Annotated in this window: 14 protein-coding genes and 1 pseudogene; 11 read left to right on the top strand and 4 right to left on the bottom strand. The window is 68.9% G+C overall.

What is annotated here, in order from left to right; all coding sequences use genetic code 11:
* Positions 1–125: 125 nt before the first annotated feature.
* Positions 126–1,346 (top strand): sensor histidine kinase, encoded by a 1,221-nt coding sequence (locus ABT294_RS34340; protein ID WP_350810485.1) that lies wholly within the window; start codon positions 126–128, stop codon positions 1,344–1,346.
* Positions 1,343–2,143 carry a response regulator gene (locus tag ABT294_RS34345; protein WP_350810486.1) on the top strand — a complete coding sequence of 267 codons (801 nt, stop codon included), beginning with the start codon at positions 1,343–1,345 and terminating at the stop codon, positions 2,141–2,143. The genes ABT294_RS34340 and ABT294_RS34345 overlap by 4 nt, the downstream gene beginning before the upstream one ends.
* A gap of 89 nt (positions 2,144–2,232) precedes the next feature.
* Here ABT294_RS34345 and ABT294_RS34350 read toward each other — a convergent pair whose 3' ends face one another.
* A complete protein-coding gene (locus ABT294_RS34350) occupies positions 2,233–3,279 on the bottom strand; it encodes a serine hydrolase domain-containing protein (RefSeq protein ID WP_350810487.1) in 1,047 nt (348 codons plus the stop codon).
* A 420-nt stretch (positions 3,280–3,699) separates the two neighbouring features.
* Positions 3,700–3,813, bottom strand: coding sequence for a universal stress protein (locus ABT294_RS34355; protein WP_350810488.1), 114 nt, complete (start codon positions 3,811–3,813; stop codon positions 3,700–3,702).
* A gap of 24 nt (positions 3,814–3,837) precedes the next feature.
* On the opposite strand from ABT294_RS34355, the pseudogene ABT294_RS34360 reads away from it, so the two are divergent.
* Both ABT294_RS34360 and ABT294_RS34365 read left to right on the top strand, forming a co-directional pair.
* Positions 3,838–4,096: pseudogene (locus ABT294_RS34360) on the top strand (low molecular weight phosphatase family protein); the annotation flags it as partial.
* 78 nt (positions 4,097–4,174) lie between these two features.
* The gene (locus ABT294_RS34365; protein ID WP_350810489.1) at positions 4,175–4,639 is read left to right on the top strand and encodes a hypothetical protein; all 465 of its coding nucleotides are present in this window, start codon (positions 4,175–4,177) and stop codon (positions 4,637–4,639) included.
* Between the two features lie 476 nt (positions 4,640–5,115).
* On the opposite strand, the gene ABT294_RS34370 is transcribed toward ABT294_RS34365, so the two are convergent.
* Positions 5,116–6,117: an NAD(P)/FAD-dependent oxidoreductase gene (locus ABT294_RS34370; RefSeq protein ID WP_350810490.1), complete on the bottom strand. Its 1,002-nt coding sequence runs from the start codon at positions 6,115–6,117 to the stop codon at positions 5,116–5,118.
* A gap of 100 nt (positions 6,118–6,217) precedes the next feature.
* Between ABT294_RS34370 and ABT294_RS34375 the strand changes: the two genes are divergently transcribed.
* The 4 genes from ABT294_RS34375 (at position 6,218) to ABT294_RS34390 (ending at position 9,394) form a co-directional block, all read left to right on the top strand.
* Positions 6,218–6,805, top strand: coding sequence for a helix-turn-helix domain-containing protein (locus tag ABT294_RS34375; RefSeq protein ID WP_350810491.1), 588 nt, complete (start codon positions 6,218–6,220; stop codon positions 6,803–6,805).
* A 98-nt stretch (positions 6,806–6,903) separates the two neighbouring features.
* Positions 6,904–7,767: a class I SAM-dependent methyltransferase gene (locus tag ABT294_RS34380; RefSeq protein WP_350810492.1), complete on the top strand. Its 864-nt coding sequence runs from the start codon at positions 6,904–6,906 to the stop codon at positions 7,765–7,767.
* Positions 7,768–8,119: 352 nt separating this feature from the next.
* Positions 8,120–8,962, top strand: a complete 843-nt coding sequence (locus ABT294_RS34385) for a DUF1684 domain-containing protein (RefSeq protein WP_350810493.1) — start codon at positions 8,120–8,122, stop codon at positions 8,960–8,962.
* A 48-nt stretch (positions 8,963–9,010) separates the two neighbouring features.
* The gene (locus ABT294_RS34390) at positions 9,011–9,394 is read left to right on the top strand and encodes a nuclear transport factor 2 family protein (protein WP_350810494.1); all 384 of its coding nucleotides are present in this window, start codon (positions 9,011–9,013) and stop codon (positions 9,392–9,394) included.
* Between the two features lie 333 nt (positions 9,395–9,727).
* On the opposite strand, the gene ABT294_RS34395 is transcribed toward ABT294_RS34390, so the two are convergent.
* On the bottom strand, positions 9,728–10,228 hold the full coding sequence (locus tag ABT294_RS34395) for an FBP domain-containing protein (protein ID WP_350810495.1): 501 nt from the start codon (positions 10,226–10,228) through the stop codon (positions 9,728–9,730).
* 71 nt (positions 10,229–10,299) lie between these two features.
* Here ABT294_RS34395 and ABT294_RS34400 point away from each other — a divergent pair, with 71 nt between their 5' ends.
* The 3 genes from ABT294_RS34400 (at position 10,300) to ABT294_RS34410 (ending at position 13,751) form a co-directional block, all read left to right on the top strand.
* The gene (locus ABT294_RS34400; RefSeq protein ID WP_350810496.1) at positions 10,300–10,869 is read left to right on the top strand and encodes a TetR/AcrR family transcriptional regulator; all 570 of its coding nucleotides are present in this window, start codon (positions 10,300–10,302) and stop codon (positions 10,867–10,869) included.
* Between the two features lie 68 nt (positions 10,870–10,937).
* Positions 10,938–12,113 (top strand): GDSL-type esterase/lipase family protein, encoded by a 1,176-nt coding sequence (locus ABT294_RS34405; protein ID WP_350810497.1) that lies wholly within the window; start codon positions 10,938–10,940, stop codon positions 12,111–12,113.
* Between the two features lie 654 nt (positions 12,114–12,767).
* Positions 12,768–13,751 (top strand): BtrH N-terminal domain-containing protein, encoded by a 984-nt coding sequence (locus ABT294_RS34410; RefSeq protein WP_350810498.1) that lies wholly within the window; start codon positions 12,768–12,770, stop codon positions 13,749–13,751.
* The last annotated feature ends 51 nt before the right edge of the window (positions 13,752–13,802 follow it).

The raw sequence follows: 13,802 nt of genomic DNA on the forward strand, positions 1-13,802 counted from the left end.
CCAGGACCCTGGTCCTAGTCCCGATCCGGATACGGGTTCGCCAGCTGCCGCCGCCGGTGCTGCCACTGCGGCTGCTGTGCAACCCTGGTCCGGGGCCGGAAGGCCGGATACAGGGGGAAACAGACATGCCCAGGAGCCGACACGTCGGGCCTGGCGATGCCCGGGAGCTGCCGCACATCGACAGCGCCGAGCCGCCGTGGACCCGTAACGACGCGCTCGTGACCGGCGGGGCGTGCGTGATGAACCTGCTCAGCTACGCGTTCTTCAACGCTCCCGACGGCCGGCACGCCGTGAGCGTGGCAGGGTTCCTCTTCGTCGCGCTGGCAGCCCTGCCGCTGCTCGCCCGGCGCCGCCACCCGGTGGCGGCGCTCGCGGCCATCCTGGTACTCGATGCGACGGCCACCCTGACCGTGCCGCTGCCCAGGCACTTCGGTGCCGTCCTGGTGGTCGCCCTGTACTCGGTCGCCAGGGCCTGGCCCGGCCGGATGACGGCGGTCGCGGCCGCCGCGACGGTGTCGCTGACGCTGCTGAGCCAGAGCAACGGCCGCGTTCCACCCTGGCAGGACGCCGTCATCCCGCCCCTCACCACCCTGATCGTCGTCGGCACCGCCATGGCGGTCAACCGCTGGCAGCAAGAGGTGGCGGCCAACCGCAGGCTCCTTGCCGACCGTGCGGTGGCCGACGAACGCCGCCGCATCGCACGGGAGTTGCACGACATCGTGGCCCACCACATCACCACCATGCAGCTGATGGCCGGCGGGGCTCGGGCCAACATCGCCGAACCTGAGGTGGTCCAGGACGCCCTGGTCACTCTGGAGGCCTCCGGGCGGCTCGCGCTGCGCGAGATGCGGCAGCTCCTCGACGTACTGCGGGACGGCGACGAACCGGAGGCCGTGCCGTCGCAGCCCCAGCCAGGCGCCGACGACCTCGGCCGCCTGGTAGCCGAGTCCCGCCTTGCCGGACTGCCGACCGAGTTCAGCGTCCACGGGCCGCGGCGCCCGCTGTCGCCGACCGTCGGCCTCACGGTGTTCAGGATCGCCCAGGAGGCCCTCACCAACGCCCGCAAGCACGCGGGGCCCGCCCGCGCGTCCGTACAGCTGACCTACCGTCAGGATCGGGTCACCATCGAGGTGCGGGACGACGGCGGGGGCACACCGCCGCAGGAGGCGGCGGTGGGCTTCGGCGGATACGGCCTGATCGGCATGCGCGAGCGCGTCGCCCTGCACGGCGGCACTCTCACCGCCGGCCCGCAGGCCGCCGGGGGGTTCGCCGTGGTGGCCGACCTGCCGCTGACCACGGACGAGGCGGACGAGGCGGCCGTCCAGCACGAGGGGGTAGGCCGATGACCGGGACCGGGCCGACGCCGCCGATCAGGGTGCTGATCGTGGACGACCAGCTGCTGGTACGGCGCGGACTGTCGCTGATCCTCTCCCCTGACCCGTCCTTCGAGGTGGTGGGAGAGGCCGAGAACGGCGCGCAGGCCGTCACCCTCGCCCGCCGGCTGCGCCCCGACGTCGTGGTGATGGACATCCGGATGCCCGTCCTCGACGGGGTCGGCGCGACCAAGGAGCTCGCCGCCACCGTGCCCGGCTCCCGGGTCCTGGCCCTCAGCACCTTCGACATGGACGAGTACCTCGTGGGCGCCCTGCGCGCCGGGGCCTACGGGTTCCTGCCCAAGGACAGCTCCCCTGAGGACCTGAGCGCGGCGATCCGCACCGTCCACGCCGGCGAGGCCGCCGTCGCCCCGCGCCTGCTCACCCGGCTGATCTCCACCTACGTACGCGCACCCCACGGTGCGCCACCGACCCCCACGGGCCTGGGTGAACTCACGCGCCGCGAGATCGAGGTGTGGCGTCTGATGGCCACCGGCCTCGACAATACTGAGATCTCCCGCGTCCTGGACATCAGCCTCTCCACCGTCAAGAACTACATCACCAGCATCTTCGACAAGCTCGCCGTCCGCGACCGCGCCCAGGCGGTCATCGTGGCCTACGAATCGGGCCTGGTCACTGCCCGGGTGGTAGCCGGGGACCCGCCCGGCGACGGGCAGCGGGGAGCGGTGCGCTCACTTCCCGCACAGGGTGGTGTCGAGAAGGGCCAGGACATCGGGGGCCCTGCTTGGCGGGTGCGCCGTCGGCGGTGACCGCGCGGCCACCCCCGGCACCACTCGACGGCGAGCGGTGCCGCCGAGGCAGCCATGATCATCGCTACCGGTCCCGCCTTACGGGATGATCAATCGGTCGGTGAGGTGCCGCAGAGTGCGTTGTCGATCAGGCGGGCAGTGGCTTGGCCCTGCTCTCGCGTGCCGGGGTAGGTGGTGCGTGAGACGATCACGCTGGTGCGGCCGTCCTGGGTGACGGCGTTGTCGGTGATGAACCCGGGTGTGCCGCCAGGGTGCGACCAGGCCGTGACCCCGCAGCTCAGTTGCTGCTTGGCCATGCCCAGGCCGAACTCCCTGCCGGGCGCGCCGATGGGAACCGTGGTCGTCATCTTCTTCAGCTGTTGCGGCGGCAGCAGCTTCCCGCCCAGCAGCGCACGCCAGAACCTGCTCAGGTCGCCGGTGGTGGTGACGGCCTCGCCCGCCGCACCGGCCCAGCCGAGACTGAGCAGGGTGACGCGGAACGGCCTGGAGGTCTTGGCGTCCTGGGTGTAGCTCTGCGCGTGCGGCGTGGGCAGGAGCGGGGAGTCGCCGGGCAACGTCGTGTTCCGCAGCCGCAGCGGCGTGATGATCCGGCGCTTCACCTCCTTGCGCCAGGAGTTCCCAGTGGCCCGCTCGATGACCAGCCCGGCCAAGAGGTAGTTGATGTTCGAGTAGCTCCAGCGGGAGCCGGGGGCGAAGAGCGGGCGGTGGGCGACGCTGAGAGCCACCAGTCGCCGCGGGTTCATGCGCAGGAACCGGTAGGTGCGGTAACCCCGCTCGGTGCGCATCTTCTTCTCGATGTCGCCCACGGAGTCATACAGGCCGCTGGTGTGCTGGAGCAGGTGTCTGATGGTGATCGCGCGCCCATTGTTGCCGTTGCCGCGCACCAGCCCGGGAAGCCACCGTTCGACGCTGTCGTCAAGGGACAGGCGGCCCTCCGCCTCCAACTGCAACATCACAGCAGCGACGAAGGTCTTGGTGTTGCTGCCCATCCGGAAGTGCCCGTCGAGCGGGATCGGCACGTTGCGGCCCCGCACCGCCGTGCCGCTCGCTGCGGCCAGGTCACCGCCGAGTGAGACCACCCGCGCCTGCACTCCCAGCGTGCCGGCGTCGCGGATCGCATCCAGATCCGCCTGCAATGCCGCCCGATCGTATCCGGACCACGATGCGTGAGCCGGACCCACCGCCAGCGCACCGACGGACGCGGCCACGGCCGCTGACGCCACGACCGCATGGAAACGGCGCCAGCCCACACTCTTCATCATCATTCTTTGCCTCCCGGCAGATTCGATGCTGCCCACCATGTCTGGTGGAGTATCCGGTCAGGGCGCGGATCACGATGTCCTCCGGCGGACGGACTTGAAGACGAACGTCCGCCGGGGGCTCCCGCCCGATATCCAGACCATCACTCCGAGAGGCGGCAAACCTCCTGGCAGCGGATGATCCGGGCCGGGGCCCTGGGTCCTTCCCACGGCTCGCGACCAGGACCCTGGTCCTGGTCCTGGCCCCGATCCGGATGCGGCTCCGCCGTCGGACACGTTCTTGGCTGGCCACACCCTCTAGGCGGTGCGGATCACGGCGACCGGGCAGTGCGCGTGGTGCAGCGCTCCTCTGCTCACCGAGCCAAGCAGCGCCCGCTGCAGGGCGTTCCTGCTGTGACTGCCGACGACCACCAGATCAGCCTGCGCTGACGCCTCGCGGTCGAGGCGATGCGCGAGGTCGGCATCGACATCACCGGCGAGCAGCCCAAGGTCCTCACCATCGACGCCACGTCGAGGCCTCCGACGCCGTGATCACCATGGGCTGCGGCGACGCCTGCCCATCTTCCCCGGCAAACGCTACGAAGGTTGGAAACTTGACGACCCCGCCGGCCAGAGCATCGAGGCCGTGCGGACGATCCGGGACGAGATCAGGGAGCGAGTCGACAAGCTGATCGCCAATCCCCTGCCCGGCTGACGATCAGCCCGCCGGCTGACCGCTGGGCCAGGGAAAACGCCTCGCACCGCGGCCGTGGAGCCGCGTACCGTCCATGCTGTGGACACCAACGAACAGCGGGACCTGCGCCCGCTGATCAGCTGGCTGGAGCGCATCGAGCCGTGGCAGAAACTCACCGGTGAGGACTCGCGTGCCTGGCAGGCCGACCCGCGCAGTTCTCTGGCCGGCGACGATGCCAAGACCGACCCCTTCCAGGTGTCCCACGCCGTCTGGCACGCCCTGACCGTTTCGGTCACCGAGATCGTGCGCGGCGCGGGCGAGCTGACCACGCTGGGCGCCGATCTGGCACAGCTGGTGTGGAGTGGCTGCAGCGCACTGGCCCACGGCGACGCCTACGGCACGCTGGCGATGCTGGACAAGGAAATCGTGGCCCGGAACCAGGACGTGGCTCTGGTACGCGTCACCGGTTCGATCAGCGGCCTGTACTGGTGCACCGTCGCAGCCGTGCTCATGGTGAACCAGGGGTTCGAGCTGCTGCAGGCACGCAGCGTCTCCTACCGTTGAACCCTCGTGCCGGCCGGGCCCGCGCCAGCCGCCGGTGACTGTCGGTGCTGGGTGGTTTGCTGGCGTGTATGACGCTGGTGAACTGGGAGCGCTTACCAGGTGAGACGGTCGAGGAGTTCGTCGCGGCGATGCTGCTGCTCCGGCATCCGCACGGCAACCGGATCACTCCCTCACGCGGAGATCGGGGTCCCCGTAGCTTCGGCCGAAAATCCAACAGATACGCCTCTGGCCTGCATTGATAGGCAGAGCTCAGGTCTGGCGCACCACCCTGAGACCTCTGCATAAGTACAGGTGAGAGGCGTATCTGTTGGATCCTGCGCCATTACTACCGGGACCCCTCACCTGTGGAGGCTGATGGGTACTCATGGAGTCCTCTCAAAAGGGCATGCAGAATCAGCGCCGGAGCAAGGCCGGTCGCCGGGATGGCTGGTCGAAGGGCCGGTCCCGCGCACAGTGGGCCGGTGTGTATGCGGGCGTCAGGCCAGGCTGCGGCCGCGTTGTACGGCGGCGAGGGCCGCCTCGGTGTCGGCCGTGGCGAGGTCGGCGTTCATGTGGGCGCCGGCCAGGGCGCCGGCTGCGGCGGAGGCGCCGACTTGGGCGGTCAGGTCGGTGGCGTTGCCGGCCACCCACACGCCCGGCACCTCGGTGGTGCCGGCCATGCCGGAGGCGAAGCGGCGGCCCATGCCGCCGGGCAGACCCTCCATCGGCAGGCCGAGTTCGTCCAGACCGTCGGTGCGGGCCTGCATACGGGTCACGACCGCGAGCACCCGCCGCGGCACCAGCTCCCCATCGCTCAGACGCACTCCCGCGATGGTGCCGTCCTCGGCGGTCACGACCCTGTCCACCTCGGCATCGACGACCTGGATGTCGCGTGCGGCGAAGCGCGCTCGCGTGTCCTCGTCGAGCTCGGTGTCGCGGGTGAAGTAGATGAGGTCGTCGGTCAACTGGCGGAACAGCAGCGCATGATGGATCGAGGCCGGGCCCACCGCCAGGATCCCGATGGGCTCGTCGCGTACCTCCCAGCCGTGGCAGTACGGGCAGTGCACAACGCCGTGCCCCCAGTGCTCGGCGAGCCCGGGAAGTTCGGGCAGCACATCTCGCAGGCCGGTGGCCACCAGCAGACGGCGCGCCGTCAGGGTGCGGCCATCGGCCAGGGTGACGGTGAAGCGCAGGCCGCCCTGCGCAGGCGCGGTGGCCGGGCGGGTGGAGGTCACTTCGCCGTCCACGACGAGGCCGCCGTAGCGCCGCACCTCCTCGCGGCCGATGCGTAGCAGCTCAGTCGGCGAGGTGCCGTCCAGGCCGAGCAGGCCGTGCACGCCTTCGGCGGGTGCGTTGCGGGGAGTGCCACTGTCGATCACGACGACCGAGCGGCGGGAGCGGGCGAGCATCAGCGCGCCGTTCAGACCTGCGGCGCCACCGCCGATCACCACGGCGTCGACGGCCTCCCCCGGCAGATGAGCGGTAGTCGTCGCAGCCATCGGGTCGTAGCCTTTCATTCGTGCGGGGCCCGGTCGGTCCCAGGGGTCGTACACGAATGACGGTAACCATGCCTTGCGGTTAGAGCATACGATATTGCCTATGACGCAAATCGATGGCGAGCTTGACAGCCTGGTGCGCAAGAGGATCCGCGCTTTGCGGGTGGCGCAGGGCTGGTCCCTGGAAGAGCTGGCCACCCGCGCCCACCTCAGCCAATCCACACTGAGCCGTATCGAGAACGGCCAGCGCCGCCTCGCCCTGGACAGCCTCGTCGCCATCGCCCGCGCCCTGGACACTTCGTTGGACCAGCTCGTCGAGACCGCCACCGATGACGTTGTCACCAGTCCCATGATCGACGGCGTCCATGGTCTGATGCGCTGGCCCATAAAGGCGGATCCGGGCATGACGGTCGTGCGTCAGCGCATGACCGAGCCGCCACCCGACAACCCTTCACGTATGCGCGCTCATCCCGGCCGCGAATGGCTCGTCGTCCTGTCCGGCACCGCCGTGCTCTTGCTGGGCAACCGGCGCTTTCGCATTGAGACCAACCAGGCGGCGGAGTTCCCCACGATGCTCCCGCACGCCATCGGCGCCGAAGGCGGACCGTGCGAGATCCTGGGCATCTTCGACCGCGACGCCCGCCGCGGCCACCAACGCACCGACCAAGACACCAGCCGCCCCTGCCCGTAAGGGTCCATGCTTGCGCGTTCGGCAGACCATCCGGCCAATGTCTTGCGTATCCGGAAATGCGGCACGCCACGACAACATGATCGTTTTAGCGTGGCGTCATGACCCACGCCTACCCGCACACCTCACACGGTGACCCGCACCATCAGCCCCAGGTCGACGCCGACGGCCAGGCGGAGATCCTCGACCTGGACGCAGAGGTCCTGGCCGAGCACATCGCGTCCGTCGCTGAATGGCTGCCTGTCGAGACCTCCCCTCGTCACATCGTGGATCTGGGCTGCGGGACCGGAGCCGGCACCTTCGCCCTGCTCGCCCGCTACCCAGAAGCGCACATCACCGCCGTCGACTCCTCGGCCGAGCATCTGCGCCGACTGCGGGAGAAGGCCCGCACGCAGGGGGCGGATGATCGCGTGCGCGCCGTGCAGGCCGACCTCGACACGCCATGGCCCGACCTCGGCACACCGGAGCTGGTGTGGGCGTCGGCAGCCATGCACCACCTGGCCGACCCCGACCGAAGCTTGCGCAAGGTCTACGACCTGCTCGCCCCCGGCGGACTGTTCGCCGTCGTCGAGCTGGACGGCTTCCCCCGCTTCCTTCCCGAGAACGCGCCGGAAGACCGGCCCGGGCTGGAGGAGCGCTGCCACGCCGCCCTCGCGCACCACCACGCCGAACACGTGCCGCACCGCGGCGCCAACTGGGGTCCCAAACTGACCGCGGCCGGCTTCACCGTCGAGGGAGAACGCGCCATCACCGTGCACATCGACGGCTCCCGCAACAAGGCGGTCGGCCACTACGCCGTGAGCAGCCTGCGGCGCCTGCGTGGCAGCGCCGCCCACCTGCTCGCCGCCGACGACCTCGCCGCCCTCGACCGGCTGCTCGATACCGACAGCCCGCACAGCATCCTGCGCCGCAGCGACCTCGCGGTCCGCACCGAACGCACCGTGTGGGCCGCACGGCGCAACTGAACTGCGCGACGCCACCGCATGTGCGCGGTGTAACGCAGGTGGCTGCCCATGCTCAGCTCGGGACTTTGCGCGACGCCGACCTTCCTCCCTGTCGCTGCCAGTCTGCCCTGGGCCCCACGGTGCAGGGACGGCCAGCCAAAGGGCTGGTTGCCTTCCAGGCAGTCCTTCTATCGGCTTTTTTGCCTTACGCGCAACAATCCATGCCTCTCAAGCAACTGCCTCCTAGGCTGGTCATCAGGAGCGCAGACCTAGACACGCAGCCTCCCCTGTGCAGCACGACCGCCGCAGCGGAGGACATACACCTTCCGCGCATCGATGAGCGCCCCCTCGGCGCAGAAAGAAGGAAAGCCTCATGAGAGCCCACCACAACCAGTCGACCGCGGCGCGCGCCCCCGGCGGCAGCGAGCCTGCCGAGTACGAAGCGTGGCGCCAGGGCAGGTGGGAGGAGATCGCCGGGCCGAACGGCAAGGCGAAGGTCGTCGCCAACGGCAAGGTCGTCGGACCGGACGTCCACACCCTGCCGGGCGTTCCCGGGCAGTGGAGTACCGACGAGGCAGGCGCCCTGACCGTGACAGCCGCTGTCGAGAACGGGGTGAAGGTGGGCGGCGAAGCGGTTGAGGGAACGGCCGAAGTGCCTTCCGGCAGCCCTCTCGAGTTCCCCGGTGGCCGCGTCGGCTTCGCGGGAGGATCGGATGGCGTCTACGGCCTGGTCGTCATGGACCATCAGGCAGTCGCCCGCTCCGGTCTGACCGGGATCGACACCTACCCCTACGACCCGGCCTGGGTCTTCGAAGGCGAATACCGCGAGGCACCCGAGGGCCGCCGCATCGAAGTGGGGCGGCTGACCTCACCGCGCAGCACGGAAGCCATCCTGGCGCCCGTCGATCTCGCCGTGACCGTCAACGGTACGGAATACGTGCTGGCCGTCCTTGAGGACATGCCCGGACAGCGCCTGGTGGTGTTCACCGACGAGACCAACGGGAACGAGACGCCCGAGATCGGCCGCTGGCTCGTCCTGCCGCTCCTGGAGCCCGACAGCAGGCTGACGGTCGACTTCAACAAGGCGACGCTCTCGCATCACCACCTGCAACCTTCCGTCTTCACCTGCCCTCTCTCGCCTCCCGGCAACCATCTGCCGATGCGCGTCGAGGCAGGAGAACGCGCCCTGGTCTACGACACGACCGACCGAAGCTGACCGCGCACCCGGTACGTAACCCCCACACAAACAGAAAGAAGCAACACCATGAGCCAGGACCTCAAGGACATAGCCATTTCGTACCTGCGCAGCCTGGAACAGCGCGACTGGGCCACCGCACGCGCCATGTGCGCCCAGACGGCGACCGTCTGGCACAACGACGGCAAGGGCGAGGAGACGATCGAGGAGAACATCAAGGGGATGGAGGGGCAGATCGACGCCATCGAGTCGATGCGCTACGACATCATCCGCCAGTTCTCCCAGCCCGACGAAGTCCTCCAGCAGCACGTGGTGCACGTGGCCACGAAGGACGGCGTGCGCGGCCAGGTGCACGCTGCCGTGTACTTCCGCTTCGACGGCGATCTCATCACCCGCATCGAGGAGTACGCCAACTTCGTGCCCGCCGCTCAGGACGACGCCATCAGCGCATGACGTAGCCCTGATCTGAGCGTTCCAGCCGGCCGGTCGGGCCAGCTGGAACGCTCAGTCACACCGGCCGGGACCGCCGCGGGGTTCTCGGTCATGAACACACCGAGCATCCGTACGATGCCCACTGCCCCAGCTTCGTCGTCGACCACCGCCGCAGGGCCACCTGCTCCAACGAGGTCCGATCCAGCCGGAACGGCTCCTGAGGGAATCGAACGTCACGAGCGACCTGCTCATCAGAGAGAAATTCGAAGGGCATGGCCCAGGAACGTAAGCCTGCCAACCAGCCCAAACCCGGCCCCGAAACCAAGATCAAGCCCCTACCGCTGATCCCTGCACTCAGCCTCCTCGAAGGCCGATCTTGGCGATGAACACGGCGAGGTTCGCGACGGTCCGCTGGATCTTCTCCTCCAGGGTGAGCGACTCGTGGAGCCGCGCACCGACGCCCGCGTCCTTCTTGCCCCGCACGTACAGCGGGCAGGCGAGGTCGCTGCATATGTAGGCGCCCACGGAGTTGCCCTGCTGCCCGGCCTTGCCCGCCTTCGCGGCGACCATCAGCGAGACGCCTCCGGTGTGGGTGGTCATGCATAGCGAGCACATACTGCGCAGCGTCTGCCAGGAGGTGGCACTGGGGCAGCGCAGCGCGAGTGCCACCAGGCGGCCGTCCAGCTCGGTGGCGAGGTAGGCGCGGTCGGGGGCCTGGGGATCTCGCCAGCCGAGGAAGTCCAGGTCGTCCCAGGGGCGCTCGGCCAGGTCGCGAGGGACGGACAGGCGCTTCGCCTCGCCCTTGGTGCAGTTCACGAACGCGGCGCGGATCTCTTGCTCGGTCAGCGGGTTCATGAGCGGTAGGCTAATTTGCCTAAAACTGTTAGGCAAATGCATAATGGCTGCCGCTAGATGGGAGAAGGGTTATGGTTCGAGCAGGGCTGACCACAGAACGTCTGACCCGGGCGGGGGCAGAACTGGCCGACGAGGTCGGCTTCGACCAGGTGACCGTCTCGGCGCTCGCCCGGCGGTTCGATGTCAAGGTCGCGAGTCTGTACTCACACCTGAAGAACTCCCAGGACCTCAGAACCAGGATCGCCCTGTTCGCCCTCGAAGAACTCGCTGACCGGGCCGCTGACGCCCTGGCCGGGCGCGCCGGCAAGGACGCCCTGGCCGCCTTCGCGAACGTCTACCGCGACTACGCACGGGAGCACCCCGGCCGCTACGCCGCGGCCCGGCTCAGGCTCGACCCCGAGACGGCGGCCGCCAGCGCCGGCAGCAGGCACGCACATATGACGCGGGCGATCCTGCGCGGCTACGACCTGACGGAGCCGGACCAGACGCACGCGGTCCGGCTGCTGGGCAGCGTCTTCCACGGCTACGTCAGCCTGGAGCTGGCCGGAGGCTTCGACCACACCGACGTCGACTCGCAGGAATCCTGGTCCTGGATCGTGGATTCCCTCGACGCCCTGCTGCGGAACTGGACCGCACCTTGACCGGCAGCGGTCCGCCGCGCCCCGGCGCATCTGAACAGTCCGGAAATCTTGATCAACAGGCTGAGGCAATGAACACCGAGCACGACTGGATCACCACACCCGTCACCGCAGACATCCTGCGCGGCGTCCTCGACGTGGAACGCACGGCGCACGGCCTGCTGCCGCACCGACTGCCCGCTCGGGCTCGCCGGCAGATCCCCGACGACCAACTGGCCATGGCCGAGGCCCAGCCGTCCGGCGTGCGGTTGGCCGTCCGCACCCGGGCCACCACCATCGAACTGGACACGCTGCCCACCAAGAGGGCCTACCGAGGTTTCCCGACCCCGGCGGACGGCGTATACGACCTGCTGGTCGACGGCCGTCTCACTGCCCAGGCCACGGTGACCGGCGGCAATGTCCGCACGATCGACATGGCCACCCAGTCCGTCGAACTGCGCGAAGGGCCTGTCGGCACCGCCCGCTTCACCGATCTGCCCGCGCGTGACAAGGACGTCGAGATCTGGCTTCCGCATACGGAGATCACCGAGCTGATCGCCCTGCGCACCGACGCCCCGGTCGAGCCGGCGCCGGACAGCGGGCGCAGGGTGTGGCTGCACCACGGCAGCTCCATCAGCCACGGCTCGAACGCCGCCCACCCGACCGCCATCTGGCCGGCCCTGGCCGCCGCCCAAGGCGGAGTGGAGCTGGTCAACCTGGGGTTCGGCGGCAGCGCGCTGCTCGACCCGTTCACCGCCCGCGCGATGCGGGACACCCCCGCGGACCTGATCAGCCTCAAGATCGGCATCAATATCGTCAACGCCGACGTGATGCGCCTGCGCGCCTTCACCCCTGCGGTCCATGGCTTCCTCGACACCATCCGCGAAGGGCATCCCACCACACCGCTGCTGGTCGTGTCCCCCATCCTGTGCCCGGTCCAGGAGGACACCCCTGGCCCCCTCGCGCCCGAGTTCGACGGCGGGACCTTGCGGTTCAAGGCCACGGGCGACCCCGCCGAACGCGCCGCCGGGCGCCTGACGCTCAACGTCATCCGCGACGAACTCGCCCGGATCGTCGAACAGCGGGCGGCTGACGACCCGAACCTGCACCACCTCGACGGCCGCGACCTTTACGGCGAGACGGACTACGCCGAACTGCCGCTGCCCGACGAGGTCCACCCTGACCCCGCCGGACACCGCCGCATCGGCGACAACTTCGCGCGGCTCGTGTTCGGCGCCGGCGGCCCCTTCGCCACCAAGACCGGCTGACCAGATCGCGGAAAGCTCATGGGTGGAGTACTCGCCGAACCGGTTGATGTGCTCGGCCAGAGGACCAGGTCCTCCCCTCAGCAACTGCCGCACGATCTTCGCTCCAGGGCGTTGTGGAAGATGACCGCGTTCGTGAGCAGCGCATGGAACGTCATCGTCTTCCCCTGCTCGGCCGTCGTGCGACATGCGCGACAGTGGGATCCACCGCGGCGAACCTCAGGGCCGTCGGCCGGATGGGAGTCGGCACTCGCCGAGCCGCCCCCCGGCGAGGTGAGGACGATGCGGCTGGACTCTCCCCCCATGGGAGGCCTCATGCTACTCCTGACGATCCTGGTAGCTGGTCAAGGAAGTAGCGGGGAGAGTGGGTGATCGTTTGATGAGTGCCGCGCCGCTGATCGCAACGACGAAGCGACGCCGTAGTCAGCGGCCGGAGCCGGAACCCGGCGAGCCGGCCCTGTGTCGCCTCGACGGCCACCAGCGCTCAGCATGACGGCACCCCCGCAGCCACCAGGCCCTGTTCTGACGGTGGTGCAGGATCTTCACATGGCGCGTGCCCGCCACGGCAGAAAGTATGGATGCGCTGGAGAACGGGCGTGTCGCCCCGGACAGTGACTGCGGGCACCCTGATAGCCCAGTTGTTGAGGAGAGCGACGTATGACCATCGTGACTGACATCGAGGCTCGCGGCATGCACCACTGCGAGACGACGGCGCTGGGGGTGCTGTTGCGGCATGAGGGACTTGATCTGTCCGAGCCCATGCTGTTCGGGCTGGGCTCGGGCCTGTCCTTCGTCTATTGGGACAGCAAGGGCATGGCGTTCCCCTTTCTCGGAGGCCGCGTCAAGCCTTTCGACCTCACCAGGAACCTGACTGCCAGGCTGGGGCTGACATTACTGGCCAAGGAGACCACCTCACCGCGTAAGGCGTGGGAGAACGTGGCGGCCCCCATCGATGCCGGGCGGCCGGTCGGCCTTCAGCTCGACTGCTTTCACCTGGAGTACTTCCGGTCCAAGGTGCACTTCGGCGGCCATGTCGTCGCCATGTACGGCTACGACGAGCACGACGTCTACCTGGTGGACACCGACCAGCAGGGAGGAGCGGTGCGCACCAGCCGGGCCAGCCTGGCCATGGCGCGGACCGAGCGAGGCCCGATGACCGCCAGAAACCGATCTTTCACCATCACCCTGCCGGAACACTCGCCCGGCTGGCAGGACCAGATCATCCCCGCCATCAGGGACTGCGCCGACGCCTTCCTTGCCGCTCCCATCGCGAACCTGGGCCACCGCGGCATCGAGAAAGCCGCCAAACAGGTGCCCACATGGCTGCTGCGCACCGGCAATCCGCAGCAGGACCTACCGCAAGCCGCCCTCCTCATGGAGAAAGCCGGCACCGGCGGCGCCTTGTTTCGCGCCCTCTATCGCGACTTCCTCGGCGAGTGCATCCAGCTGATCGACGACAGCAACCTCCGCGCCGGTCACAAGCTGTACGCCGAGGCCGCCACCCTGTGGACGGACGTGGCCATCTTGATCACGAAGGCTGGAGAGAGCGGCGACGTGGGGCATCTCGAGGAGGCCGGCGTCATTCTCCACGATCTTTCGTGCATCGAGAGGAATGCCATGCAGGTGCTGCGTCAGTTGTAGCTCCGCTTTTTCACATATCCGCGCTGCGATGAGTCGGGGCAGGTCATCTCT

The sequence above is a fragment of the Nonomuraea sp. NPDC000554 genome, assembly GCF_040300065.1.
Classification (GTDB): Bacteria; Actinomycetota; Actinomycetes; order Streptosporangiales; family Streptosporangiaceae; genus Nonomuraea.

Excerpts from the sequence above, each read along its gene's own strand:
- ABT294_RS34395 (WP_350810495.1), bottom strand. The coding sequence starts at position 10,228 with ATGAACCCGCTGACCGAGCAAGAGATCCGCGCCGCGTTCGTGAACTGC.
- ABT294_RS34370 (WP_350810490.1), bottom strand. The coding sequence starts at position 6,117 with ATGGCTGCGACGACTACCGCTCATCTGCCGGGGGAGGCCGTCGACGCC.
- ABT294_RS34410 (WP_350810498.1), top strand. The coding sequence starts at position 12,768 with ATGACCATCGTGACTGACATCGAGGCTCGCGGCATGCACCACTGCGAG.
- ABT294_RS34385 (WP_350810493.1), top strand. The coding sequence starts at position 8,120 with ATGAGAGCCCACCACAACCAGTCGACCGCGGCGCGCGCCCCCGGCGGC.
- ABT294_RS34400 (WP_350810496.1), top strand. The coding sequence starts at position 10,300 with ATGGTTCGAGCAGGGCTGACCACAGAACGTCTGACCCGGGCGGGGGCA.
- ABT294_RS34375 (WP_350810491.1), top strand. The coding sequence starts at position 6,218 with ATGACGCAAATCGATGGCGAGCTTGACAGCCTGGTGCGCAAGAGGATC.
- ABT294_RS34340 (WP_350810485.1), top strand. The coding sequence starts at position 126 with ATGCCCAGGAGCCGACACGTCGGGCCTGGCGATGCCCGGGAGCTGCCG.
- ABT294_RS34405 (WP_350810497.1), top strand. The coding sequence starts at position 10,938 with ATGAACACCGAGCACGACTGGATCACCACACCCGTCACCGCAGACATC.
- ABT294_RS34345 (WP_350810486.1), top strand. The coding sequence starts at position 1,343 with ATGACCGGGACCGGGCCGACGCCGCCGATCAGGGTGCTGATCGTGGAC.
- ABT294_RS34390 (WP_350810494.1), top strand. The coding sequence starts at position 9,011 with ATGAGCCAGGACCTCAAGGACATAGCCATTTCGTACCTGCGCAGCCTG.
- ABT294_RS34380 (WP_350810492.1), top strand. The coding sequence starts at position 6,904 with ATGACCCACGCCTACCCGCACACCTCACACGGTGACCCGCACCATCAG.